General features: G+C 61.2%; 20 protein-coding genes and 1 pseudogene. 11 read left to right on the top strand and 10 right to left on the bottom strand.

The annotated features are described in order from the left end of the window. Positions 1-699, bottom strand: a complete 699-nt coding sequence (locus QA644_RS07315; protein WP_283071692.1) for a WbqC family protein — start codon at positions 697-699, stop codon at positions 1-3. Between the two features lies 1 nt (position 700). Beyond that, positions 701-1,843, bottom strand: coding sequence for a DegT/DnrJ/EryC1/StrS family aminotransferase (locus QA644_RS07310; protein ID WP_283071690.1), 1,143 nt, complete (start codon positions 1,841-1,843; stop codon positions 701-703). A 198-nt stretch (positions 1,844-2,041) separates the two neighbouring features. Between QA644_RS07310 and QA644_RS07305 the strand changes: the two genes are divergently transcribed. Genes QA644_RS07305 through rfbA form a run of 5 tightly spaced genes read left to right on the top strand, consistent with a single transcriptional unit; the run spans position 2,042 to position 7,453 of the window. Next, positions 2,042-4,021, top strand: coding sequence for a glycosyltransferase family 1 protein (locus QA644_RS07305; RefSeq protein ID WP_283071689.1), 1,980 nt, complete (start codon positions 2,042-2,044; stop codon positions 4,019-4,021). 21 nt (positions 4,022-4,042) lie between these two features. Further along, positions 4,043-4,621 carry a dTDP-4-dehydrorhamnose 3,5-epimerase gene (gene rfbC, locus QA644_RS07300; RefSeq protein WP_283071687.1) on the top strand — a complete coding sequence of 193 codons (579 nt, stop codon included), beginning with the start codon at positions 4,043-4,045 and terminating at the stop codon, positions 4,619-4,621. Between the two features lie 6 nt (positions 4,622-4,627). Next, the gene (gene rfbB / locus QA644_RS07295) at positions 4,628-5,683 is read left to right on the top strand and encodes a dTDP-glucose 4,6-dehydratase (RefSeq protein WP_239598946.1); all 1,056 of its coding nucleotides are present in this window, start codon (positions 4,628-4,630) and stop codon (positions 5,681-5,683) included. Positions 5,684-5,685: 2 nt separating this feature from the next. After that, complete coding sequence (rfbD, locus tag QA644_RS07290; RefSeq protein ID WP_283071685.1) at positions 5,686-6,573, top strand: dTDP-4-dehydrorhamnose reductase; 888 nt, start codon at positions 5,686-5,688, stop codon at positions 6,571-6,573. A gap of 10 nt (positions 6,574-6,583) precedes the next feature. Next, complete coding sequence (gene rfbA, locus QA644_RS07285) at positions 6,584-7,453, top strand: glucose-1-phosphate thymidylyltransferase RfbA (RefSeq protein ID WP_194729598.1); 870 nt, start codon at positions 6,584-6,586, stop codon at positions 7,451-7,453. A gap of 12 nt (positions 7,454-7,465) precedes the next feature. Here the strand turns inward: rfbA and recJ are convergent, their stop codons facing one another. The 4 genes from recJ to QA644_RS07265 all read right to left on the bottom strand — a co-directional run bounded on the left by recJ (position 7,466) and on the right by QA644_RS07265 (position 12,689). Beyond that, positions 7,466-9,289: a single-stranded-DNA-specific exonuclease RecJ gene (recJ, locus tag QA644_RS07280; RefSeq protein WP_283071683.1), complete on the bottom strand. Its 1,824-nt coding sequence runs from the start codon at positions 9,287-9,289 to the stop codon at positions 7,466-7,468. A 153-nt stretch (positions 9,290-9,442) separates the two neighbouring features. Further along, a complete protein-coding gene (locus tag QA644_RS07275) occupies positions 9,443-10,765 on the bottom strand; it encodes a homoserine dehydrogenase (protein WP_074067846.1) in 1,323 nt (440 codons plus the stop codon). Between the two features lie 67 nt (positions 10,766-10,832). Beyond that, positions 10,833-12,050: an LL-diaminopimelate aminotransferase gene (locus QA644_RS07270; RefSeq protein ID WP_074067844.1), complete on the bottom strand. Its 1,218-nt coding sequence runs from the start codon at positions 12,048-12,050 to the stop codon at positions 10,833-10,835. A 222-nt stretch (positions 12,051-12,272) separates the two neighbouring features. After that, positions 12,273-12,689, bottom strand: coding sequence for a hypothetical protein (locus QA644_RS07265; RefSeq protein ID WP_074067843.1), 417 nt, complete (start codon positions 12,687-12,689; stop codon positions 12,273-12,275). Positions 12,690-12,843: 154 nt separating this feature from the next. Between QA644_RS07265 and phaC the strand changes: the two genes are divergently transcribed. The 3 genes and pseudogenes from phaC (at position 12,844) to QA644_RS07250 (ending at position 17,292) form a co-directional block, all read left to right on the top strand. Next, positions 12,844-14,679 (top strand): class I poly(R)-hydroxyalkanoic acid synthase, encoded by a 1,836-nt coding sequence (gene phaC, locus QA644_RS07260; protein ID WP_283071680.1) that lies wholly within the window; start codon positions 12,844-12,846, stop codon positions 14,677-14,679. Between the two features lie 281 nt (positions 14,680-14,960). Next, positions 14,961-16,205, top strand: coding sequence for a tlde1 domain-containing protein (locus QA644_RS07255; protein WP_283071679.1), 1,245 nt, complete (start codon positions 14,961-14,963; stop codon positions 16,203-16,205). A gap of 88 nt (positions 16,206-16,293) precedes the next feature. After that, positions 16,294-17,292: pseudogene (locus tag QA644_RS07250) on the top strand (hypothetical protein). A gap of 27 nt (positions 17,293-17,319) precedes the next feature. On the opposite strand, the gene QA644_RS07245 reads toward QA644_RS07250, so the two are convergent. The 3 genes from QA644_RS07245 to QA644_RS07235 all read right to left on the bottom strand — a co-directional run bounded on the left by QA644_RS07245 (position 17,320) and on the right by QA644_RS07235 (position 19,764). Beyond that, complete coding sequence (locus tag QA644_RS07245) at positions 17,320-18,216, bottom strand: aminoglycoside phosphotransferase family protein (protein ID WP_283071678.1); 897 nt, start codon at positions 18,214-18,216, stop codon at positions 17,320-17,322. 95 nt (positions 18,217-18,311) lie between these two features. Continuing rightward, the gene (locus QA644_RS07240) at positions 18,312-19,214 is read right to left on the bottom strand and encodes an adenylate/guanylate cyclase domain-containing protein (RefSeq protein ID WP_283071676.1); all 903 of its coding nucleotides are present in this window, start codon (positions 19,212-19,214) and stop codon (positions 18,312-18,314) included. A gap of 241 nt (positions 19,215-19,455) precedes the next feature. After that, positions 19,456-19,764, bottom strand: coding sequence for a hypothetical protein (locus QA644_RS07235; protein ID WP_283071675.1), 309 nt, complete (start codon positions 19,762-19,764; stop codon positions 19,456-19,458). Positions 19,765-20,184: 420 nt separating this feature from the next. Between QA644_RS07235 and map the strand changes: the two genes are divergently transcribed. Both map and QA644_RS07225 read left to right on the top strand, forming a co-directional pair. Further along, positions 20,185-21,018, top strand: coding sequence for a type I methionyl aminopeptidase (map, locus tag QA644_RS07230; RefSeq protein WP_194729590.1), 834 nt, complete (start codon positions 20,185-20,187; stop codon positions 21,016-21,018). Between the two features lie 324 nt (positions 21,019-21,342). Next, positions 21,343-22,797 (top strand): PAS domain S-box protein, encoded by a 1,455-nt coding sequence (locus tag QA644_RS07225; protein ID WP_283071673.1) that lies wholly within the window; start codon positions 21,343-21,345, stop codon positions 22,795-22,797. 149 nt (positions 22,798-22,946) lie between these two features. Here the strand turns inward: QA644_RS07225 and QA644_RS07220 are convergent, their stop codons facing one another. After that, positions 22,947-23,837, bottom strand: a complete 891-nt coding sequence (locus QA644_RS07220; RefSeq protein WP_283071672.1) for a LysR family transcriptional regulator — start codon at positions 23,835-23,837, stop codon at positions 22,947-22,949. Positions 23,838-23,937: 100 nt separating this feature from the next. Between QA644_RS07220 and QA644_RS07215 the strand changes: the two genes are divergently transcribed. Next, a complete protein-coding gene (locus QA644_RS07215; RefSeq protein ID WP_283071670.1) occupies positions 23,938-24,996 on the top strand; it encodes an aldo/keto reductase in 1,059 nt (352 codons plus the stop codon). Positions 24,997-24,998: the final 2 nt, after the last annotated feature.

Raw genomic sequence — 24,998 nt, 5'->3', positions numbered from 1 at the left:
CTAAATAAGCTCATATTCGTTGAGTATTTTCGTCTGGATACTCTCGGCTGAGTTGAACATGATCACGTCGATGATCGATAACCAAGGCATGAATTCCGCTCCAAACTGGGGATATTCGAAAGGCTTCGATTTGATGAATTTCAGGTCGATGTCACGCGCATTGAACGTTTCGCGCGAATAAAGTTCCACTCCCCCGATTGCGTTTATATAGACGCTTGCACCGGCCTCTTCACATAGAGCCAACACCTTTGTCTCTGCCCTAAGACCGTGATTTATTGTCATTTTGGAAGAGACGATGAATTCTGTCTTGATGCCGAGATAATCGCAGATTTTCGTGATTGAATTGAATATGTAGGAATAGAGGTTGCTGTCTTGGAAGCGAATTGCCTGTTCTATCACTGGAAAAGCATGTGAAAAAAATGGTGCACGTCGATAGGCGCCTTGAATTTGATTGACTAGCTTATTGCGATCAAACTCTGTCGACAGCGTGCGGTCGCATATATCTAAGCTGTCCGACGCGGCCTTGATTGGTAGAGAAAATGTGAAATCTTCTCCATTCTGCAGTATGCGGTTTCGATTAATCCAACCCTTTTTTGTATATTTTATGTTGTCGTAGACAACAAATTTATCGACCGCGTGGATTAGCTGAAAGTAGCCAATATAGGGGAAGAAATATGGCTGCATGATAGCCAGTTTCATCTCATATATCCCTACTTACGGTGAAAGCACCTGTGCTCAATGAAGCAATGAGCGCGCAAACCTTGTCGACGATCTCCATCTCCATGTCCGGATAAATGGGAAGGCAGAGCACCTGCTGGGCGGCTTCGGTTGCGACCGGCAGGTTCGATGGCTGCGCGGACGGCAGACTGCGATACATCGAGAAGCTCGAAATCAGTGGATAGAAGTAGCGGCGCGGGTGAATGCCGTTCTCCTTCAGCCTCTCATACAGTCCGTCGCGCGAGATGGGATAGCCAGGGCGTACGAGGATCGGGAAATAGGAGAAGTTGGAGACGGTCTCGCCGGAACGGTCCAGGCATTCGATGCCTGCAACGCCGCGAAGCCGCTCGCGATAGGCGCGGTCGATCACCTCGCGGCGTTCGAGCGCGAGTTTGATGTATTTCAGTTGCAGCAGGCCGAGCGCGGCGTTGAATTCGCTCATCTTGCCGTTCGTGCCCGGCGCCACCACGGTCACTTCATCGACGTAACCGAAGTTCTTCAGCTGGTCGATCCGGGTCTTCGTCTTCGCGTCCGGGCAGATGATCGCCCCGCCTTCGAATGTGTTGAAGACCTTCGTCGCATGGAAGCTTAGGACGGAAAGGTCGCCGTGGTTGAGAACGCTTCCCCGCTCGTCTTCCACGCCAAAGGCATGGGCGGCGTCATAGATGACCTTGAGATTGTAGAGATCGGCGATCTTCTGGATCGCGTCGACGTCGCAGGGGTGGCCGTAGCAATGCACCGGCATGATCGCCGTCGTCTGTTGCGTGATCGCCGCCTCGATCTTTGCCGGATCGAGATTGAGCGTCACCGGATCGATATCGACGAAGACGGGTTTCACGCCGTTCCAGAGAAGCGAATGCGAGGTGGCCACGAAGGAATAAGGCGTGGTGATGACCTCGCCGGTGATGCGGAGTGCCTGAAGTGCAGTCAGCAACGCAACGGTGGCGTTGGAGAACAGACTGATATGCTTCACACCGAGATGGCTGCAGAGTTCCTGCTCCAATTGCTGATGAAATGGTCCGCCATTGGTCAGGATGCGGTTGTTCCAGATCGCTTCCAGCGATGGAATGAATTCCTCGAGCGGCGGCAGACTGGGTCTCGTTACAAAGATCTTCTCGTTTTTCATGACCGCCGTCCAGAGGTTGGGCATATCGCGCAAAGTGGGCTTGGTCCAACATCATGCTTCAACCTGTTCCCAGGCTGACCAGCGAAAGTCCGCGCGAACAGTGTGGCGCAAGCTTCACGTCCAATAGTCGGCACCCAAACAAGCCCGAATGCCGTTCGTGGATCACGGAGACGGCAGCCATGTGCGAAGGACGATGCCTTGACGATCAATCAGCCCATTTCCGCTCTGCCGGCCGGCCTTCCTGATCTGGCGTTTCTCACGGAAAAAGCTGCCAACACCGGATCGGTCATTATCTATCAGCCTTATCTCGATCCTTCGCAGCGCGGCCAGCTTGACAAAGCCGCAGTGCCGCTCGACATCTCATTCAATACGCAGGCTTCGACCCGCGAATACGAGCTCTTCCGCATCCTGCATCACCATCACGAGGCGATCGGCCTTGGCGACGACGTGTTCTGGGGGCTCCTTTCCAGCAAATTCGAGATGAAGTCCGTCACCAGCTTCGCCTCCTTCGTCACCGAGGCGGAAAGGGCCAGGGCGGAAGGTGCGGATGCCTATCTCTACAATCCGCTGATCGGCCATGCGGCAATCTACAGCAATGTCTGGGAACATTCTCTGCTCGGCGGTCATCCCGGCATGGAGCCGATCTTCCTGCATATCCAGAAGCTCGGTCATCCAATCGCGCCGCCGCAGGACAAGACGGCCTTCATGTTCTGCAACTATTTCTGCGGCAACCGGAAATTCTGGTCCGGGTATTTCGCCTTTTGCGAACGCATTCTCGAATCGCTGGAAAACGAAGCGCGTCTCGGAACGGCGGCGGGCACCGCCTATGCAGGTGCGGCCCACTATTCACGCGATGCCAATGCGAATATGCGTCCCTTCGTGATCGAGCGTCTGCTCGGGCTTTATGTCCAGGAGGCTGCCGCCTCCGGATTGAAGATCACCGCCTTCGTACCGACAGTCGCCGATTTCGAGTGGAAGTTCGGCGTCCGCCTCGGCCGCATGCTGCATAGCCTCTTCGCCGCCAAGGAAGCCTTTCTGCAAAGCCGCGACCAAGCTCTCCTGACTTCCTGGCAAGAGGGCCGCCAGCCGCTGATCAAGCAGCCGCATCTCATCTGGGGCGCCGACGACCCGCCTGCCTGGATGCCGCGCGGCCAGTTCATCGGTGGCCGCGAATTGATGCGCGCCGATGCTCCGCAGCCTTCTGGCACCGCCCCGGCGAAGCAGCAAGCGGGACATGCCGAAATGCCCGTGGCGCCTGCCGCACCGAAGATCGAGCAGCCACTCCGCAACGCAATACAGCCCTTTGCCGGCGGATGGCAGGCGCACAAGGACCGTCATTGCATCTGGATCGTGACACCCGCCAATTACAACCATAGCCACGCCTTCGACGAGGTCGCGCTCGGCCTGCAGGGCGCCTTCGAGGAACTCGGTGGCTCCGCACCGATCGTCCGCGACATGAACGCTTTCGCGGGTCGTGCGCCGATCATCTACGGGGGCAATCTTCTTTCTGCCGAAATCGTTGGACACCTACCGAAGGACAGCGTCGTCATCAATCTCGAGCAGGTCTCCGAAGAAAGCATCTGGATCAATTCGCGCTACACCTCGATCCTGAAGTCGCTGCCGGTTCTCGACTACAGCCCGCGCAACCGGGAAAACCTCGCCGCCAAGGGCATTGAACACGCCGGCGTGCTCGAAATCGGTTACAGCCGCTGCCTCAGCCAGATAAAGCACGCCCCCGTCAAGGACATCGACGTGCTGTTTTACGGCTCGATGAACGAGCGCCGCCACCATATCCTGAAGACTCTGTTACAGGGCGGGCTGAAGGTCGCACATCTCTTCAACATCTATGGTGCGGAACGCGATGCGGCCATTGCCCGCGCCAAGATCGTCATCAACATCCATCATTATGCGAGCGGCGTGTTCGAGATCGTGCGCATTTCCTATCTGCTCGCCAACTGCGTCTGCGTGCTGACCGAAGGCGACATCCGCGATCCGGACCTCCAGCCGTTCATCGGCGGCCTGGCGATCGAGCCCTATGACGCCTTGATCGAGCGCTGCCACAAGCTGATCGCAGATGCCGATGAGCGCGATACCATTGCCGCAAAGGGTTTTGCGGCAATGCAAAGCCGCTCGCAGGCGGACATGCTAATGAGCGTCATGAAGGCCGACGCTCGATGAAAACCGCAGAAAAGGTGCGTCATGCTTATTGAGACCACGGCCATCGAGGGCATCGTCGCGATCACGCCGCCACGCTTCGGCGATCACCGCGGCTACTTTTCCGAGGTGTTCAAGGATGCCTGGTTCCGAGAAAATGTGGCCGACGTCACCTTCATCCAGGACAATGAATCGCTTTCGGCTGAGCCCGGCACCGTCAGGGGACTGCATTTCCAGATACCGCCCTTCGCACAGGGCAAGCTGGTGCGCTGCCTTGCCGGCCGGATCATGGATGTCGTCGTCGATATCCGCACCGGCTCACCGAGCTTCGGCAACTGGCTCTCTCAGGAGCTCTCGCCGGAAAACGGCACTCAGCTCTGGGTGCCGCCCGGCTTCGCGCATGGATTCGCCACGCTCGAGCCCAACAGCCTCATCAACTACAAGGTGACCGCTCCCTACAACCCGCAGCATGATCGCGGCATTGCCTGGAACGACCCGGCGATCGGCATCCGCTGGCCGGTCGACGAGAAAGCCATGGTGCTGTCCGACAAGGACAGGACGCTGCCGAGGCTCGCCGACTTGCCTAACTACTTTTCTTACTCAGCAAAACAAACCAAGGATTGATCGACGATGCGCATACTGGTCACGGGCGGAGCGGGCTTCATCGGATCGGCACTGGTGCGCCATCTCGTCGGCGATATCGGCGCCGAGGTGCTGAATGTCGACAAGCTGACCTATGCCGGCAATCTGGCATCACTGACGTCCGTCGAATCGGCGCCGAACTACCAGTTCCTGCGCGCCGACATCTGCGACCGCGCCAAGATCCAGGAAGCATTCGCCTCCTTCCGCCCGGACATCGTCATGCATCTCGCCGCCGAAAGCCATGTCGACCGCTCGATCTCGGGCGCTGCCGATTTCATCCAGACCAACATCGTCGGGACGTTCAGCCTGCTGGATATCGCGCGGCATTATTGGGAGGGCCTTGACGCCCGTGGAAAGAGTGCCTTCCGCTTCCTGCATGTCTCGACGGACGAAGTCTACGGCTCGCTCGGCGACGAGGGTCTTTTCGAGGAGGCGACGCCCTATGATCCGTCCTCGCCCTACTCCGCCTCCAAGGCGGCAAGCGACCATCTGGCGATCGCCTGGCACCGCACCTACGGCCTGCCGGTCGTCGTCTCCAACTGCTCCAACAACTACGGTCCCTACCACTTCCCGGAAAAGCTCATTCCGCTGATGATCCTGAATGCGCTGGAAGGCAAGCCGCTGCCGGTCTACGGCAACGGCGCCAATGTCCGCGACTGGCTCTACGTCGAAGACCACGCCCGCGCGCTCTACACCATCGCCTCCCGAGGCCGCCCGGGCGAAAAATACAATGTCGGCGGCCGCAATGAGCGCCGGAACATCGATGTCGTTCAGCGCATCTGCGCCATCCTCGACGGCGTCTACAAGGACAATGGCCCGCATGCGCAGCTGATCACCAACGTCACCGACCGCCCCGGACACGACGCACGCTACGCGATCGATGCCTCCAAGCTCGAAGGCGAACTCGGCTGGAAGGCCGAAGAGACCTTCGAAACCGGCATCGAGAAGACCGTACACTGGTATCTCCAAAATGAATGGTGGTGGCGGCCGCTGCGCGAAAACGTCTATTCCGGCGAACGCCTCGGCGTCTTCAAGGGGCGATAGCGATGCGCATTGCCGTCACCGGCAAACAGGGCCAGGCCGTCCAGTCGCTGATGAGACGCGGCGCCGAGAAGGGCGTCGAAATCATCGCAGTCGGGCGTCCGGAAATGGACCTTGCCGACCCCGCCAGCGTTGCAGCCGCCTTTTCGCTCGTGCATCCCGATGTGATCGTCTCGGCTGCAGCCTATACGGCGGTCGACAGGGCCGAGAGCGAGCCCGACCTCGCTTTTGCCGTCAACGCGGCAGGTGCTGCGGCGGTTGCCGAAGCTGCCGCACGGATCGGTGTGCCCGTCATCCACATTTCGACCGACTATGTCTTCAGTGGCGACAAGCCGTCAGCCTATACTGAAGAGGATATGACCGGGCCGATCTCCGTCTACGGGCAGTCGAAGCTTGCGGGTGAATGGGCCGTGGCGGCGGCAAACCCAAATCACGTGATCCTGCGTACCGCCTGGGTCTATTCGCCCTTCGGCGCCAATTTCCTGAAAACGATGCTGCGGCTTTCCGAGACGCGCGATCATCTTAGCGTCGTCGCCGACCAGACCGGATGCCCGACGTCTGCGCTCGACATCGCCGAGGCGATCCTTGCGATCGCATCGCGCCTCGTCACGGATCCGGCACCATCGCTCCGCGGTACCTTTCACTTGACCGGCAGCGGCGAAGCGAGCTGGGCGGATTTCGCCGAGGAGATATTCGCCGAACTTCACAAATCCGGCGGCAAGAGCATTCGCGTCGAACGCATCACGACGGCGGACTATCCGACCCCGGCGAAGCGTCCCGCCAATTCGCGCCTCAGTGGCGACAAGCTCGCCAGCATATACGGAATCCGCCTACCGGACTGGAAGCAATCCATGAGGATTGTCATGCAAGTCATTTTTAACAAAAGCTTTTAGGGAGATATGGATGAAGGGGATTATTCTGGCGGGGGGTACCGGAACTCGTTTGCACCCGATCACCCAGGCCGTCTCGAAACAGCTGATGCCGGTCTACGACAAGCCGATGATCTACTATCCGCTGACGACGCTGATGCTCGCCGGCATCCGGGACCTCATGATCATCACCACGCCGCATGACGTCGAAGCCTTCAAGCGCCTTCTCGGCGACGGATCGCAATGGGGCATTTCGCTGACCTATGCCGTGCAGCCAAGCCCGGACGGCCTCGCCCAGGCTTTCATCATCGGCGCCGACTTCGTGCATGGCGACACCTCGGCACTCGTCCTCGGCGACAACATCTTCTATGGCCACGGCCTGCCGGAAATCATGAAATCCGGCACGAGCCGCCTTCAAGGCGCGACGGTCTTCGCCTATCACGTCACCGATCCGCAACGCTACGGCGTCGTGGGCTTCGATGCGAACATGAATGCGCTGTCGATCGAGGAGAAGCCCAATGAGCCGAAATCGAACTGGGCGGTGACCGGCCTCTATTTCTACGACCAGCAGGTGGTCGATATCGCCGCCAATCTGAAGCCGTCACCGCGCGGTGAATTGGAGATCACCGATGTCAACCGCACCTATCTCGAGCGCGGACAGCTCTTCGTGGAACTGATGGGCCGAGGCTATGCCTGGCTCGACACCGGCACACCGGACAGCCTGCTCGACGCCGCAGGTTTCGTCAGCACGCTGGAGAAACGCCAGGGCTTCAAGATCGCCTGTCCCGAGGAAGTCGCCTGGCGCATGGGATACATCTCGCAGGATGACCTCGCCAAGCTCGCCGAAAGGCTCGGCAAGAGCGCCTACGGTCAATATCTGACGAAGCTCTCCTCCGACTGGTGAGCCGCTCGGTGACTACCGCGCCGGCGCCGCGTCGCAGACACGCAGCTGGATGCGTCGCGCGCCCTGATAATGCTCGGCGCCCAGCATTCCCGCGACATGCAGGTTCGCCCCGCGGGAATTGAGCAGGAGGTTGCCAAGCGAGGTGTCCGCGGCCCGGAAAGCGATGCCGTCGAGGCGGGAGCCGTCCATCGCCTCAAGCGTTACCTTCACATGTTTCTCGCCGACCATCCGCGCGTCGCGCAGGCGATGCGCGGGCACTGCGAAGATCGGCTGCGAATGCCCCGAGCCGTAGGGCCCGGCCGTTTCCAGCCGGTCGATCAATTCGATCGTGGCACCGCTGGCGCCGATCGCGCCGTCGATCTTCAGCGTTTCGTTGGCGACCAACGCCGCCACGGTTTTTTCGGCACGTTCTGTAAAGAAGTTGCGCAAGGCTCCGAGCTTTTCGCGCTCGACGGTCAAGCCCGCAGCCATCGCATGTCCGCCGCCCTTGAGGAGCAGGCCTTCGTCGACCGCCGCGCGCACCATCCTGCCCATGTCGAAACCGTTGATCGAGCGGCCGGAGCCCGTTCCGCGGCCCGACGGGTCGAAGGCGATGGCGAAGGCCGGACGCTTGAATTTCTCCTTCAGCCGCGCAGCCAGCAGGCCGACGATGCCCGGATGCCACTTGTCCCGTGCGGTGACGATCACCGAAGCGCCCTCGCCGTCTCCATACTCGGCAAGCGCCTCCGCCTCGGCCTCCTGCAGCATCGCCGCTTCCATCGCCTGGCGCTCGCGGTTGAGCTCGTCCAGCCGCTGGGCGATGACCTCCGCCTCGCCGGTATCGTCCAGCGTCAGAAGCCTGCTGCCGAGTGCCGCGTCGCCGATGCGGCCGCCGGCATTGATGCGCGGACCGATGAGGAAGCCGAAATGATAGGGCGTCACCGGCCCGGAAAGGCCCGCCTTGCGAAAAAGTGCCGTGAGCCCGGCATTGCTCTGGTGGCGCGCGGCGACCAGGCCCTTGACGACATAGGCCCGGTTCAGCCCCTTGAGCGGCACGACATCGCAGACCGTCGCCAGCGCCACGATGTCCAGCCATTGCAGCAAGTCGATCGCCGGAATTCGCTTGTCGCCCGCCTCGCGCAGCAGCCTCAGCGCCGCGACTAGTACCAGGAAAACGACACCCGCAGCGCAGAGATGCCCCTGCCCCGAAAGATCGTCCTCGCGGTTCGGGTTCACCAGAGCATGGCAGTGCGGCAGATCATGTGTCACCTGGTGGTGATCGATGACGACGACGTCGATATTCCGCTTTTCGGCAGCCCCCAGAGCTTCGTGGCTGGTCGAGCCACAATCGACCGTCACGATCAGCTGCGCGCCGTTGTCGATCAGCTGATCGATCGCCGCCGGATTGGGTCCGTAGCCTTCGAAGATGCGATCGGGAATATAGATATTGGCCTTCACGCCGAAATGCGTGAGGAAACGGTACATCAGCGCCGAGGAAGCCGCGCCATCGACGTCATAGTCGCCGAAGATCGCAACGTTCTCGCCGCGCCGGATTGCCTCGACCAGGCGTCTGGCCGCCTTCTCGCAATCCGTCAGCGTATAGGGATCAGGCATTAGGCTGCGGATAGTCGGATCGAGAAATTCCAGGGCCTCGTCGACCCCGACGCCCCGCCCGGCAAGCACGCGCGCAATCAAATCCGGCAGGCCGTGCACCTGGGATATGGCAAGCGCGCGGTTCTGTCCCGCCTGATCCAGGCGCGACACCCAACGGTTATCGAGGACGGATTTCTCCACCCCCAGGAATGCCCGCTGTACCGGATCGGCGGCTATATCCACAACGCCCCTCTGATCGCCCATCGCTTGTCACCGCCCCGGGACCGGGGCGCTGTCGGCAGATTTATGTGGCTTTGGTGGAGCACACAACGATTTTGGACGCCAAGGCGCATGTTAGCTGTGGACGAGAATGCCCCGGCCGCCTCGCTCATCAGTTCTTTTAAGGAAGACGGGTTCTCAATCTTCTTTGGGACGCTCGATGCGGATCACCTGCGGTTCGCCGACGAGGTAGCCTTCGCCCTTGATAGCAGCAACAGCCTTGCGCACGGAATCCTCCATCGTCGCATGGGTGACGAGGATGATCGTCTGGTGGTGCGACGGCGCCAGGTGCTGCTGCGACCGCTGCACAATGGATTCCAGTGAAATGTGGTTTTCCGCCATGCGCGTCGCGACGCTTGCAAAAACGCCGGTGCGGTCAAGCACCGTCAGGCGGATGAAGTAGCCGCCTTCATGGCTCTTCATCCGGGCCTTGCGGTAGGACTCCAACGCCTTTGCCGGATGGCCGAGAACCGGTACACGCTGCGCGCCAGGCTGGCTCTTGGCGATGTCGGCAATATCGCCAAGCACCGAGGATGCAGTCGCATTGCCGCCGGCACCCGGGCCAACCATCAGCAGTTCGCCGAGAATATCGGACTCGATCGCCACAGCATTGGTGACGCCGTCCACCTGGGCGATGACCGAATCGACAGGCACCATGGTCGGGTGCACGCGCTGTTCGATGCCGGTATCGGTGCGCTGTGCGACGCCGAGCAGCTTGATGCGATAGCCGAGCTCGGCCGCCGCATGGATATCCTCGATCGAAATATTCGTTATGCCTTCGAGGTAGATGTCGTCAGCCGCGATCTGGTTGCCGAAGGCAAGCGTCGTCAGGATCGAGAGCTTGTGCGCCGTATCATTGCCCTCGATGTCGAAGGCCGGATCGGCTTCAGCGTAGCCGAGACGCTGTGCTTCCTTCAGGCAATCTGCAAAGGAGAGGCCTTCCTTCTCCATCTTGGTCAGGATGTAGTTGCAGGTTCCGTTCATGATGCCGTAGATGCGCGAAATCGTGTTGCCTGTCAGCGATTCACGCAGCGCCTTGATGACGGGAATACCGCCGGCCACGGCCGCTTCGAAATTCAGCAGCGTGCCCTTTTCTTCCGCGATCATCGCCAGTTCGACGCCGTGATAGGCAAGCAGCGCCTTGTTGGCCGTCACCACATGGAGACCACGTTCGAGAGCGGCGCGCACCGAACTGTTGGCCGGGCCGTTGGCGCCGCCGATGAGCTCGACGAAAAGGTCGATGTCTCCTTTTTCAGCCAGGTCTTCCGGCCGGTCGAACCACTCGATGCCGGCAAGATGAAGGCCGCGGTCCTTGGTCTTGTCGCGAGCCGAAACGCCCGTAATCAGGATCGGCCGCCCGCACGTGGCAGCAAGCTCGTTGCTGCGGTTCTGAATGATACGGACGAGCGAAGCACCAACGGTGCCAAGGCCCGCAATGCCGATTTTGAGGGCGTCTGTCATGGAACGATCCTGCGTGTTTTATGAGAGGCAGCCGCCAAAAAGCGGCTGCCGTTGAAGTGTGAAGATATCAGCGGTGCGCGTTGAGCGAGATGACGTTGTGCATCGTCTCGTCGGCCGTCGACAGGAACTTCTTGATGTTGCGGGCGGCCTGGCGGATGCGATGCTCGTTCTCCACGAGCGCCAGACGCACGTAATCATCGCCCTGCTCGCCGAAGCCGACGCCCGGTGCGACCGCGACATCGGCCTTTTCGACGAGCAGCTTGGAGAATTCCAGCGAACCGAGATGACGGAACTTTTCCGGGATCTTGGCCCAGGCAAACATCGTGGCTGCCGGCGGCGGCACGTCGAAACCGGCCTTGCCGAAGCTCTCAACCATCACGTCGCGGCGGCGCTTGTAGACGTTGCGGACTTCCGCGATGTCGGAACCGTCGCCATTCAGCGCATGCGTCGCCGCTACCTGGATCGGCGTGAAGGCGCCGTAGTCGAGGTAGGACTTGACGCGCGTCAGGGCCGCGATCAGCCGCTCGTTGCCAACCGCAAAACCCATGCGCCAGCCGGGCATCGAGAAGGTCTTCGACATCGAGGTGAACTCGACGGTGACATCCATGGCGCCAGGAACCTGCAGGACGGACGGCGGCGGCTCGCCATCGAAGTAGATTTCCGAATAGGCGAGGTCCGACAGCACGATGAGGTCGTGCTTCTTCGCGAAGGCAACGACATCCTTGTAGAAATCGAGCGTCGCGACAAGGGCCGTCGGGTTGGACGGATAGTTGAGGACCAGCGCTAAGGGCTTCGGGATCGAGTGGCGCACGGCCCGCTCCAACGGCTGGAAGAAGTTCTCGTCCGGCTCGACGGGGATCGAACGGATCACACCGCCCGCCATCAAGAAGCCGAAGGCATGGATCGGATAGGTCGGGTTCGGGCAGAGAATGACGTCGCCCGGCGCGGTGATCGCCTGCGCCATGTTGGCGAAGCCTTCCTTCGAGCCGAGGGTCGCGACGACCTGCGTATCCGGATTGAGCTTCACGCCGAAACGGCGGGCGTAGTAGGCGGCCTGTGCCCGGCGAAGGCCGGGAATGCCCTTGGAGGAGGAATAGCGGTGCGTGCGCGGATCCTGGACGACCTCGCACAGTTTGTCGACGATCGCCTTTGGAGTGGGGAGATCCGGATTTCCCATGCCGAGATCGATGATATCGGCGCCGCCCGCTCGCGCGCTCGCTTTCAAACGGTTGACCTGTTCGAAAACGTAAGGCGGCAAACGCCGGACTTTGTGAAATTCTTCCATCTCTTTCCCCATGGAAATGCGGCCACCATGACCGCGCTCGAAGCTCGTTTGTTCCCGGCTGCCTGCGACACGAACTTCACAATCGCAAACGCCGTATTCATCAGACTTTCGTCCCGCGGCGAATCTTTGACGAAAGGCCGCGACAGACGCGTATTATCGGGAAAATTGCGTCTCCCGCCAGCTGCGGAAGGCTTTGCGTCCAAATCGCCTGAAAGGCAAGGCTTAATTGCCGATTGCAGAGAGCGCGTCTGTGCCGTGCTCGGCGGCAAGCTTGCGATATTCGGCCACCCGCCGCTGATATTCGGCTTCCGAAATCGTGCCTGCCTTGCGCTGGACGCGGAGTCCCGAAAGCTTCTGCCCCAAGCTTGCGGCTTCCTCGTTGCTCATCTGGGCGTTTGCTGCCGTCAGCGGCGCGCCGAAGCTCGGATAGCCGTCCGGATAATGGGCAAGGCCGCTTTGTGCCGGCTCCTCGCCCTTGGTCGGCGTCATGACGACGGCCGTCGGAGGCGCGCGGCGCGCCGCGGCGGCCGCCTTCTGCTCCGGCGTGTATGCGCATCCAGCAAGCGTCATCGCTGCGGCCGCGGCAGCGAGTGCCATGCGGGTTGCGAGTGCGATGCCTAAAATGCCGTTCGTCGTCATGCCAGATCTTCCAAATCCTGAAGCCTCAGCGACTGTTAAATTTGTCGCAGCAACAAAGCAATAGCACGAGTGCGCTTGCGTTGAACTTGTTTTCTCGATCCGGGACGATGTACAACTCGATTTGCAAGAGGATTGCTGCCTCCGGAGGAGACGCGTGACCGACAGCAAGCAGGAAAATGGCGGGAAGACGAAAACCCCGGGTTTCGAACCGAATCTCGATCCTTACGTGTTGAAGGATCCGGAGGCGATGGCGGTGAACATTGCCCGCGCCCTGGAAAACCTCGGCAAGGCGGCCTCCGTCTGGCTTGCGCCGCGCAAGAGCGGGGAAACCAACGACCGGCTCGCCGCGCCGATGACCGACATGGTCAAGACGCTCTCCAAGGTCACCGAATACTGGATGTCCGATCCGCGCCGGACTTTCGAGGCGCAAACACAGCTGATGAGCAGCTATTTCGGCGTCTGGATGCGCTCGATGCAACGGTTGCAGGGCGAGGCTGGCGAACCCGAGCCGGAGCGCAAGGACAAGCGCTTTTCCGACGCCGACTGGCAGAAGAACCCCTTCTTCGATTTCCTGCGTCAGGTCTATTTCATCACCGCCGACTGGGCAGAGAAAATCGTCGCCCAGACCGAGGGGCTCGACGAGCATACGAGGCATAAGGCGAGCTTCTACGTGAAGCAGATCACCGCTGCCCTTTCGCCGAGCAATTTTGTCGCCACCAACCCGCAGCTCTACCGCGAAACGATCGCGACCAGCGGCGAAAACCTGGTGCGCGGCATGAAGATGCTGGCAGAGGACATCGCGGCCGGCCGCGGCGACCTGAAACTGCGCCAAACCGACATGACCAAGTTCGCCGTCGGCCGGGACATGGCGCTGACCCCCGGCAAGGTGATCGCGCAGAACGACATCTGCCAGATCATCCAGTACGAGTCGTCCACGGATACGGTGCTGAAACGCCCTCTCCTCATCTGCCCGCCGTGGATCAACAAATTCTATATTCTCGACCTCAACCCGCAGAAATCCTTCATCAAATGGTGCGTCGACCAGGGCCATACCGTCTTCGTCATCTCATGGGTGAACCCTGATGCCCGCCATGCCGGGAAGGATTGGACGGCCTATGCCCGCGAGGGCATCGATTTCGCGCTGGAAACGATCGAGAAGGCCACCGATGAAAAGGATGTGAATAGCGTCGGTTATTGCGTCGGCGGCACGCTGCTTGCGGCAACACTGGCGCTGCACGCCAAGGAGAAAAACAAGCGCATCAAGACGGCGACGCTGTTCACCACCCAGGTCGACTTCACCCATGCGGGCGACCTCAAGGTCTTCGTCGACGAGGAGCAGCTGGAAGCACTCGAGGCGCATATGCAGGCGACCGGCTATCTCGACGGCTCGAAGATGGCAACCGCCTTCAACATGCTGCGTGCCTCCGAGCTGATCTGGCCCTATTTCGTCAACAACTACCTGAAGGGCGAAATGCCGATGCCCTTCGACCTACTCTTCTGGAATGCCGATTCCACCCGCATGGCGGCCGCCAACCACGCCTTCTACCTGCGCAACTGCTATCTCAGGAACGCGCTCACCGCCGGCGAAATGATGCTTGGCGGCAAGACCGTATCGCTGAAGGACGTGAAGATCCCGGTCTACAATCTGGCGACACGCGAAGACCATATCGCTCCTGCGAATTCCGTCTTCCTCGGCAGCCGGTTCTTCGGCGGAAAAGTCGATTTCGTGCTGGCCGGCTCCGGCCATATCGCCGGCGTCGTCAACCCGCCCGACAAGAAGAAATACCAGTTCTGGACCGGCGGCCCGACCAGGGGCGATTACGATACCTGGCTTGCCAAAGCCGAGGAAAACCCCGGCTCCTGGTGGCCGCACTGGCACGCCTGGATCGATGCCAAGGACGCTAAACGCGTGCCCGCGCGCAAACCCGGCGGCACGGCGCTCAACGCCATCGAGGAAGCACCGGGCAGCTACGTCATGGAGCGGGCATGACGGGACGCCTCGCAAGGCAAACGCGTTCATTGAAGGGCGATGAGGCTCGCCGGCGACGGCGCCAGCTCCTTTGTTCCCGCATCGCGAAAACCGGCAAGCCGGGCCATTTCGGCCAGCCAGATAATCCCGTAAAGGAATTAGTTACCATAGTGCGTCATGCTTCTCGGTAGTCGGCAAGTCGCATCGGGGCCTCATTTTGGCCCTCTTGCTTCATTAGCGGCTCCGGCGGGGGCGTTCCGCGTAAGCCGCCGGTAATGTGACGCGTTGGGAAACCGAGTAGTATGGCGTTTGCTGTTGAGACGCATGAAAGCGTCAACCCTTTCGGCTGGGCTTTTTTTCGCTCAGCCAGACCCCTCCGGCTCATATCCGGAACTGCTGCAATTGGCATCGCGGTCACTCTGTCCGCCTGGACGATTGCCTCTATCGCGGCCATGCACACCTCCGCCATGCCGCAACCCGCAGCTGCGACGATCGCCGATGTCGCGATCGCCCGAAAGCCGGCTCCGCACGTTGCCACGCCTGCGCATCCGCTGATCCGCGTCAGCAAGTTCTCGCGCCTTCCGGGCAAGACGACGGTTTCGGACCGCATGGTTGCCGAACCCTCGCCGAAATCCTCCAAGGATATGGTCGCCCTCTTGCAGCGCCGCGGCCTGTCGCTGCTTGCCATGCGCAACAACAGCGCGGCGATGGCCGCAGCGCTGAAGCAGCAGGCGCAGGTGCTTGCAAGCGCCGCACCTGTTCCGGCGGTCACCGCGCCTGCGGCCCTTCCGGCACCTGATTATTCGATCCGGACCGCCTCCGCCAAGCCGGTTGAACCGGCGTCAAGCCTCGCGCTTGCGGCGACGCTTCCTTCCGCCCAGCCGATATCCGCCGTCGCTCCTGTCGAAACCGCCTCCGCCGAAACGGCAACGTCCGATGAGCCTTTCGGCCTCGTTCTGGGCCCTGGCACCGATATTCCGCTGCCGATGGCACGCCCCGGCAAGCCGAAGATCGACGCGCCCGAAGCCGGACCGGCTCTTGCCTATGCGCGAACGGAAGATGACGACGAGGAGATGCCGGCATTCGCCAAGCCGGCCTTGATGCCGAGCGCCCGCAATGGGGTGGCGATCTACGATATCGAGGCCAGCATCGTCTATCTGCCGAACGGCGACAAGCTCGAAGCCCATTCCGGCCTCGGCGCCATGCGCGACAAGTCGCGCTACGCCGACAAGAAAATGCGCGGCCCCACCCCGCCGCACACCTATGACCTCGCCATGCGCGAAGCGCTGTTCCATGGCGTCGAGGCGATCCGCCTCCATCCCGTCGGCGGCCCGCAGAAGATCCACGGTCGCGTCGGCCTGCTCGCCCACACCTACATGCTCGGCAAGCGTGGCGATTCCAACGGATGCGTCTCGTTCAAGGACTACCGCCGCTTCCTTGCCGCCTTCAAGCGCGGCGAAGTCAAACGCCTCGTGGTCGTGCCGCGCCTGAAAAACCCGCCCTCTCCACGTCCAAGTCTCGCATCGCTGTTTTCGAAACGAAGCTAAGCAGCGCCTCGCCTGGCTGGATGGCCTTTGATCCATCTTCTTGCGAAAGTAGGACGCGACGGGATAGCTGGCGAATTGGAGCAATGAGATGCCGGTGGGCTTTGCAAAAGGCCTCTGCCTTGATGCGAACAGGACGAATTGGGAGGGTAGCGGCCCCCGGCCTCTTTCCTGGGCGGCCTGGTATCCTGCGGATGACGGCGCAGTCGAGACGCCCGTATCTGACGCATCTTGGTTTTGTTTGAAGCCTGTTGCGCGTGACGCGGCTCTTAAACCGGCAGCGAGGCCCCATCCCCTCGTGCTGCTCTCTCATGGCACCGGTGGAGTTGCCGCCGGTCTCGAATGGCTGGCCCATCGCCTGGCGCAGCGGGGCTTCGTCGCCCTTGCCGTCAATCATCACGGCCACACCGGTGCCGAACCCCATAGACCGGAAGGCTTCCTCTGCCTCTGGGAACGGGCAAGCGACATAAGTGCAATGCTCGACGACCGCAGCTGGCGAAGGCAACTGGGCTGAATGATCAGCGCTCACGCCTGCGTCGCTGGTTTTTCCGCCGGTGCCTACACGGCTATGTTGCTCATGGGCGCACGCGTGGCCTATTCCCAGTTTGAATCTGCAAACCCGATCAAGAGTCCGCACCGTGGACCGCGGGAGCTTCCCGATCTGGCGGACCACATATCTCCCCTGCTGGAGCGCAGCGCCGTTTTTCGCGCGTCGTGGAGCCGCAGATCAAAGGACTATAGCGACCCTCGATTTGATGCTGCCCTCGTCCTTGCGCCTGGCCGCTCGGTGTTGGGTTTTTCGGCCGAGAGCTTGAAGCGGATCGCAAAGCCGGTTCGAATTGTCGGCGGTGATGCGGATACCATCGCGCCTGCGCAGGAGTGCTGCAGCTGGCTGCACAGCCATCTGCCGGGCGCTGGGCTGGATATTCTCAAAGGCGGAGTTGACCATTACGTTTTTGTGCCGGAACCGACGCCTCAAGGCAGGAAACTGGCACCGGACATTTTCACGGATGCCGACGGCATCGATCGGCGTTCTATTCACGACGAAGTCGCCAGCATCGCGGCTCGGTTCTTTGGTTCCGTTGTCTGAAAATCGTCTCCGCCGCCTCTTTCGCCATTAGCTCGCAGCGAAACCGCGGTCCGACATCGTCTCGAGCCATATCACGGTATGGCGGGTCATTGCCGGAGTATGGCGGGAATCGTCCGGTAGCTCTGCCAGTTCCGACAGCCTATGAATACCGGTGAGGATCGCGATACGGCGCCGGTCGAGCGTCCGGCCCGACGCCTTTTCATAAGCCGCAGCGATCCGCTCGGTGAGATCCGGCGATATGAAGTTCGAATAGATGAACTCCTGGTGGACCGGACCAAAGCCGGAATCAGCAAAATCGTAGATGCCGTTGAGGCGGCCCCGCACACGGTCGAAAGCCATGTTCCATCCATGGCCGTCGAAAAAGCCATAGGTCTGTCCGTGGGGATCGGGCGGAAGCCGCTCGAGTCCTGCGATGATATCCTCTGCCACGCCACGAAGTTCGACCGGAAGGGCCGGCACGGCTTTGCCGCGAAGCGTTGCAGGGCTTTGCCATGCGCCGATTGGCGCGGCGCCGGCATCCGCCATTTGCTCCTTGTCGAGCCGGTGAAGCTCGGTGTAAAACTGCCCCAATGCCTCGCCAAGGCACTGGCGCGCATCCTCCGGAAGCCTGTCATATTCGGCCGTAAGCAGATGTTCGCCCCTCAGCTTCTCATGAAGAGAAAACAGGTGCCGGCCTCTCTCGAAAATGCGCAGCTCCGGGACGGCCATTGTGACCCTGGGCCGGACGACTGCAAGCAGTGCGGCCTCTCTCACAAGCGCCTTTTGTGCGACCTCATTGCGGGGAAACTTGAAGATCAGCCGGTCATCCACGTCAACGGCGATCGAATCCCAGCCTACCGGGGCGAGCTCGAACGTCGATGCGGCCAAGTCCGGATACTCGCTGAGAATGATGTCCCGGAACTGATCTAACTTTTCCGTTGTCATGGTGGCTTTCGTCGATCATCGAGCCGCGCTGCAAGGTATGCAATTCGGAAGCACTGGCAACGCCGCCTCGTAATCACGGCCAATGCACTCTTGGGTCAGTTTCGCATCACCCACCGAACGCCGGCAGCGGCGGCCAGCCCCAGAACTGGCCATATCGCCCAGAATATCCCGTGCCACGACAGAAGGTTGATCGCGATCATGCCAAGCCCGGCGACGCCGAGGGCGGCAATGCCCCGATCGACGCGGTTCTGGTTCCGCACCCATATCATTGCCGTCAGGACAGCAAAGGCCAGAAGCGGCCATGCCGCCCAGAAGACGCCCCGCCAGGAGAGAAGATTAATGACAACCAGCACAGCGCTCAACAAGGCGAGCAGACCAAACATCTTGCGAGCCTTTGCGCCAAGCGGCCAATTGGTCACTGCCGGAGCCTTCGGTCGGTTTGCTGCAGCCTCCGGCTGCGGGGCGCTCTTTATGCCTTCGCCGATGCGCACGGCGTAGCTCGGCACGGGCTCCGTGACATTCTTCACCACCAAAGGCCCGAGAAAATCGAAACCGACGGCCACCTTGTTGCGGACCTGGTCGTAGACGGTATTCGATATCACGATCCCGCCGGCGGTGGCAGACGCCTGCAGCCGCGCGGCAATATTGACGCCGTCGCCATAGAGATCGGCGCCTTCGACGATCACATCGCCGAGATTGATGCCGATCCGGAACAGCATGCGACCGTCCGCCGGCCGCGTAGCGTTCATGCCCGCGAGCTCGTTCTGAACGTCGACTGCCGCACGCACCGCCTCGACGACGCTCGGAAAATCGGCGATCAATCCGTCGCCCCAGGTATTGATCACCCGCCCTCCGTGCAACGCGATGAGCCGCGACATCGCATCGCGATACCGCTTCAGCATCGCCAGCGTGCCCTCCTCATCCGCACCCATCAGGCGCGTATAATCCTGCACGTCGGCGCAGAAGATGGTGGTCAGCTTGCGTCGCGTTTCGCTCATGATGTCCCGCCGCGTCTCCTAGTGTCCAATCAGCAAAGCTAGGGCAAGTCGTCAATAAATCCGGTTCTGTAAGCGCGATTTGCGCAATGTCCGTTTCGCTGCGAAAAGTATTTTGGCTGCCGTTAGAAGCATTCGAGCGGTCTCGGCTTAATCCGGCAGCGCCGCGACTGCAACGATCTCAACAACGATCGTGGATTGTGCAAGAGCTGCAACCCCGATCACCTCCGAGCGCGGCGGGTCGTTATGGCTGCAGTGCTTCGGGCAATGCTCGGCAAAGAACGTCCATCACGTCCAGGCGAAAATTGGGAGAACTCAGAACGCCGCCATCGGGAACCGGCCCCTTAACAAAGAAGGTCAGCTGGATGCGATATTCGAGCGCGCTGCCAGTTCCTCCAAGTCCGATTAGATGTTCGTGAGAATTGCGCGCCACTGCCACCATTTCATCGCCACACTTGGCACCCATGCGATACTGCCGCTGTCCCGTCACGAATGCACCGCGCGGCGTCGCGCCGAGACGGGACCGGCGCCGGGTGCGAAGGGAAATCCGCAAGACCTGGCATTCGGGAGGCGGTCGGGCAGCAGTGCTTGGCCGGTGTTTCCGCACGTGCTCGGCTGGTGCGGCTTTACACCCTTCCTCCCGCAAAGACCGGGACTGGGTAGCCGCTCATCCCAAAGCCCTGCGCCCCAATAAGGCGCGGCATCCGAGCAGAGAGGCCGAGTTGCGGAAAAAACCGCCGAACGGGGTGCCGGCAATCGTCATATATTTCACTTCAACGCGGCAATTTCCAGCGCGCCGTTTGAGTGGAACGCAAGACGCAAGATACGGGTGAAGCCCACCGCGTGACTGGAAAGGCATACCGATGCACCGTATCGAAGTGGTACAAATCTCGTGGTTGCGGTTGATCGCGATGGACGAACGCGGCATAGCTGCATTATGTACGATGAGGACAATCTCCGCTAAGGCCCTGCAATGGTGAATTATATCGAAGCCTCTTCCGCGCCGCCGAAGAATACCGGCGCCATCCGGCTCTATGGTCCCGAGGCCTTCGAGAGCATGCGCAAGGCGTGCCAGTTGACCGCCCGCTGCCTCGACGAACTCGCGGCGATCGTCAGGCCGGGGCTTCCGACCGACGCGATCGATCGGTTTGTCTTCGAATTTGGTATGGACAACGGCGCCCATCCGGCGACGCTCAATTATCGCGGCTATACCAAATCAACCTGCACCTCGATCAACCATGTCGTCTGCCACGGCATTCCGGACGCAAAACCGCTTCGCGAAGGCGATATCGTCAATATCGACGTCACCTTCGTGCTCGACGGCTGGCACGGAGATTCCAGCCGCATGTATCCGGTCGGGCAGATCAAGCGTGCCGCCGAACGTCTCCTCGAAGTCACGCATGAAGCGCTGATGCGCGGCATTGCCGCCGTCCGCCCCGGCGCGCGCACCGGCGCGATCGGCGAGGCGATCCAGACCTACGCAGAAAGCGAACGCTGCTCGGTCGTCCGCGATTTCTGCGGCCATGGCGTCGGCCGCCTCTTCCACGATTCGCCGAACATCCTGCATTACGGCCGGGCCAACGAGGGTCCGGAGCTGCGCGAAGGCATGATCTTCACGATCGAGCCAATGATCAATCTCGGGCGTCCGCATGTGAAGGTGCTTGCCGATGGCTGGACGGCGGTCACCCGCGACCGGTCGCTTTCTGCGCAATACGAACACACCGTCGGTGTCACGGCCGGCGGCTGCGAGATCTTCACGCTTTCGCCCGGCGGCCTCGACCGGCCAGGCCTGCCGCTCAACGGGTGAACGCAGATCGCGAAAGGTCCTGTGTTCCACCCGAACGGTGAACTGAACCGGTTTGCCGCCCAAAGGACTGCGCACGCGCGACATCTACATTCCCGAACTTTATCTGGACACGATTAAGGTGAAGACGCGGGATTTCCGCTAGTGTCGTCAAATCCAGACTGCTGTTGTGACGACAGGCCCTATCAAACCTCCGCTGCATCCGGTAGGTTTAGGCCTTCGCCTTACGGGCCTTTACCTTCAGCCGCACCAGCGGCCAGATCGTGCGGACATCCGGGGAAGAGCCAATAGCAATGTGACCGTCACGAAGTCCGCAAGGAGTATCGCATGAACAAGCCCCTGGGCCAGAGCGAGACGCCCTTCACTAAGTCCCGTCACGAGGCGGAACCGCACTCAGCAATCGTCGCGATCCCCGCGAACATGGCGATCGAGCACATCCTTCAGGCTCTACCGGAAGCCGTCTATACGACCGATGCCTCAGGGCTGATAACCTTCTACAACGACGCGGCCGCCGAGCTGTGGGGAGTGAGGCCGGAGCTCGGGAGGAGCGAATTCTGCGGCTCCTGGAAGCTATATTGGCCGGACGGCACGCCTCTGCCACATGACGAATGCCCTATGGCCATGGCGCTGCGCGAAAAGCGCCCGGTGCGAGGGCTCGAAGCATTTGCCGAGCGACCGGATGGCCGCCGGGTCCTGTTCCGGGCCTTTCCTACACCGATCTTCGACGCCGAGGGCACGCTGGTCGGTGCGGTCAACATGCTCGTCGATCAATCGGACGCTGCTGTCGCCGACGAAGCCACACAGCGGGTCGCAGCTATAGTCGAATCATCCGACGACGCCATCCTGGCAAAGGATCTCAACGGCACAATCACCGACTGGAACCGCGGCGCCGAGCGGCTTTTCGGCTATACCGCCGAAGAAGCCATCGGCCGCTCGGTCACCATGCTCATCCCGCTGGATCGAGCCGATGAGGAGCCCAACATCCTCGCCCGGCTTCGACGGGGCGAAAAGATCGACCACTACGAGACCATCCGCCGGCGCAAGGACGGGAGCCTTGTCGAGATATCCTTGTCGGTATCGCCGATCCGAAATCGCGCAGGCCAAGTGATCGGCGCATCCAAGATCGCGCGTGACATCACCGAACGCAGGCGCGCGGAAGAGCAGCAGCACCTTCTCCTCCGAGAGATGGATCACCGCGTCAAGAACCTTTTCGCGCTGGCGAGCAGCGTCGTGTCGCTGAGCGCGAAAAGGGCGACGACACCGCGCGAGCTCGCCACAGCAGTGTCTCAGAGGCTGGGAGCGCTCGCCCAAGCTCACGCCTTGACGGTGACGCGGACGTCCCATGCGTCGGACCGCATCGAGCAGGCGACCACGCTCCATACCCTGTTGCGGACGATCCTTGCGCCATATGATCGCGGCGCGGACGCAACCACACCCCATGCGGTCGTAAGTGGCCCCGACGCGACGATCTCCGGGGGGTCTCTCACGAGCTTCGCGCTCCTGCTGCACGAGTTTGCGACCAATGCCGCGAAATATGGGGCGCTGTCGACCGACAAGGGCTGCGTCGAAATCGCGTGCGAAGAGGAAGGCGACACCTTCATCCTCACCTGGACCGAGCGAGACGGCCCGCCCGTAATGCAGGCCGCTGACGGGGACGGCTTCGGCACGACTCTCGGCCGCGCCACGGTCCGTAGCCAGCTCGGCGGCGAAATCCAGCGAGACTGGAAGCCGGAAGGCCTCGTCATTCGGCTGTCAGTCCCGCGCGATCGTCTGCAAGCCTGACGGCAGGCCGCGCAACGGCTTCGGCCGGCTTGGGCGAGCCCGAGCCGGGGTCCTTCAGCCTTGTGTCACCACATCGCGGCTTCCGGTCGGTCCTGGCATCGACGCGACATCCGCTTGCTAAGGTTCACTCGAACCGCAGATCGTCGGCGCTATCGCCACCGCCTTACATGCTCAACCAAGGCGCGTAGCTTCGGGGCGAGATTCCGCCGGTTGGGAAAATAGAGGAAAAAGCCCGCAAACGGCGGGCAATACTCTTGGAGGAGAGGCACCAGTTTGCCGGATGAGACGAAGGGTCTGAAGGTCTCCTCCATGCCAAACGTTATGCCTCCCCCCGCGCAGGCCGTGCGGATCATCAGCCACATATCATTGGTGGTGATCTGAGGATTGACCGCCACGTCGAACTCACGTCCATTTTCGCCAAACTCCCAGCGGTAAGGCGCGGTGTGCGGTGCGGGACGCCAGCCAATACAGCGATGCTGGGCCAGTTCCGAGGGGTGCGACGGCTTCCCGAAGCGCTCGATATAGGAAGGCGCGGCAACCGCGCTTTGACGTTGCTCGCCGGACACCGGGATAGCGATCATATCCTGGTCTATCACCTCGCCAAGCCGCACCCCCGCGTCATATCCCTCCGCCACAATGTCGAATTCTTCGTCCGTGACGGACAGATCGATCTGAACGGCGGGATAGGCGTCCGCAAAGCTCGACAGCAGCGGTCCTGAGATGAACCGTTCTGCGATCGAGGACACTGCCAGCCGCAAAAGGCCGCTCGGAGCGATGTCTCGATCCGCGGTGGCGTTCAGGGCCAGGCCGACCTCTGCAATGGCTGGCGCCACGCGCTGGTAAAGCTGCTCGCCAGCCTCTGTCAGGCTGACGCTTCGGGTTGTTCGCTGAACGAGCGCGACGCCAAGCCGATCCTCGAGGCGACGGATCGTCTGGCTCACCGCTGGCCGCGTGACACCTAAGTGCTCGGCGGCCGCGCGGAAGCTTCGTGCCTCCGCGACGGCCAGAAAAACAGAGATGCCATTCAGATCCACAGCCATTGGTTAGTCTAACTTACCAGCCTGGTTACGATTGGGCAAGTTGTCTGCTCCTCTAGCAGCCGCTACTTTTGGCTCGGTGAATTGGAGATGGCTAACCAAGATGATGCTCGAGAACTACAAACTGCTAGGACGCTCAGGATTGCGTGTTTCGCCCATAAGCCTGGGCACCATGACCTTCGGGTCGGATTGGGGTTGGGGCGCCGACAGTATCGAAGCCCGCCGCATCTTCGATCTCTATGTCGATCGAGGCGGCAATTTCATCGATACCTCGGTGAACTACACCGACGGCGCCGCCGAACGCTTCCTCGGGGAATTCGTCGGCGACAAGCGTGAGCGGCTCGTCCTCGCGACGAAGTTCACGATGGCCCGCGAGCCTGGCAACCCCAATTCGGGCGGCAATCATCGCCTCAACATGATGCGCTCTGTCGAGCAAAGCCTCAGGCAGCTTGGCACTGATCGCATCGATCTCTTCTATCTGCACGGATGGGACATGACGACCCAGGCAGACGAGGTGATGCGCGCCCTCGACGATCTCGTTCGGTCGGGAAAGATTCTCTATATCGGCATCTGCAATACGCCGGCATGGCGGATTGCCGAAATGCAGACGCTCGCCGACATGCGCGGCTGGTCCCCCTTCGTCGCGCTTCAAATCGAATACAGTCTCGTGGAACGCACCGTCGAGCATGAGCTCATGCCGATGGCTGCATCCTTAGGACTCGGCGTGCTCCCGTGGTCGCCGCTAGGCGGCGGCGTGCTGGCCGGCAAATACTCCCGAGCGGACGTTCAGGATTCCCGAGAAGCGGCCGTGTCTCCCAGCCGCAAGGGCGTCATCGCCTCGTCGGGGCATCTCAACGAGCGCTCGATCGAGATCGCGCACGAGGTTCGCACCGTTGCCCAGGAAATGGGCTCGACACCGTCTCGGGTAGCGCTTGCATGGACCCTGGCCAATCCCACGGTCGTGTCGCCCATCATGGGCGCCCGCACCGTCGCCCAGGCGGAGGAAAATCTGGGCGCTCTGGAAGTGGCGCTGTCGCCGGAGCAGCTCGATCGCCTGAACCGGGTAAGCGACCCAGGTCCGATATTCCCTGCCCGTTTCGTAAATCGCCCATTGGTTCAGCAACTCATCTTCGGCGGAGCTTCCGTGGCTCGCCGCATCTGAAC

The sequence above is a fragment of the Rhizobium sp. CC1099 genome, assembly GCF_029714385.1.
GTDB lineage: Bacteria > Pseudomonadota > Alphaproteobacteria > Rhizobiales > Rhizobiaceae > Rhizobium.
Note: the sequence above shows the minus strand (reverse complement) of the source record. Positions and strands in the feature narration are given on the sequence as shown.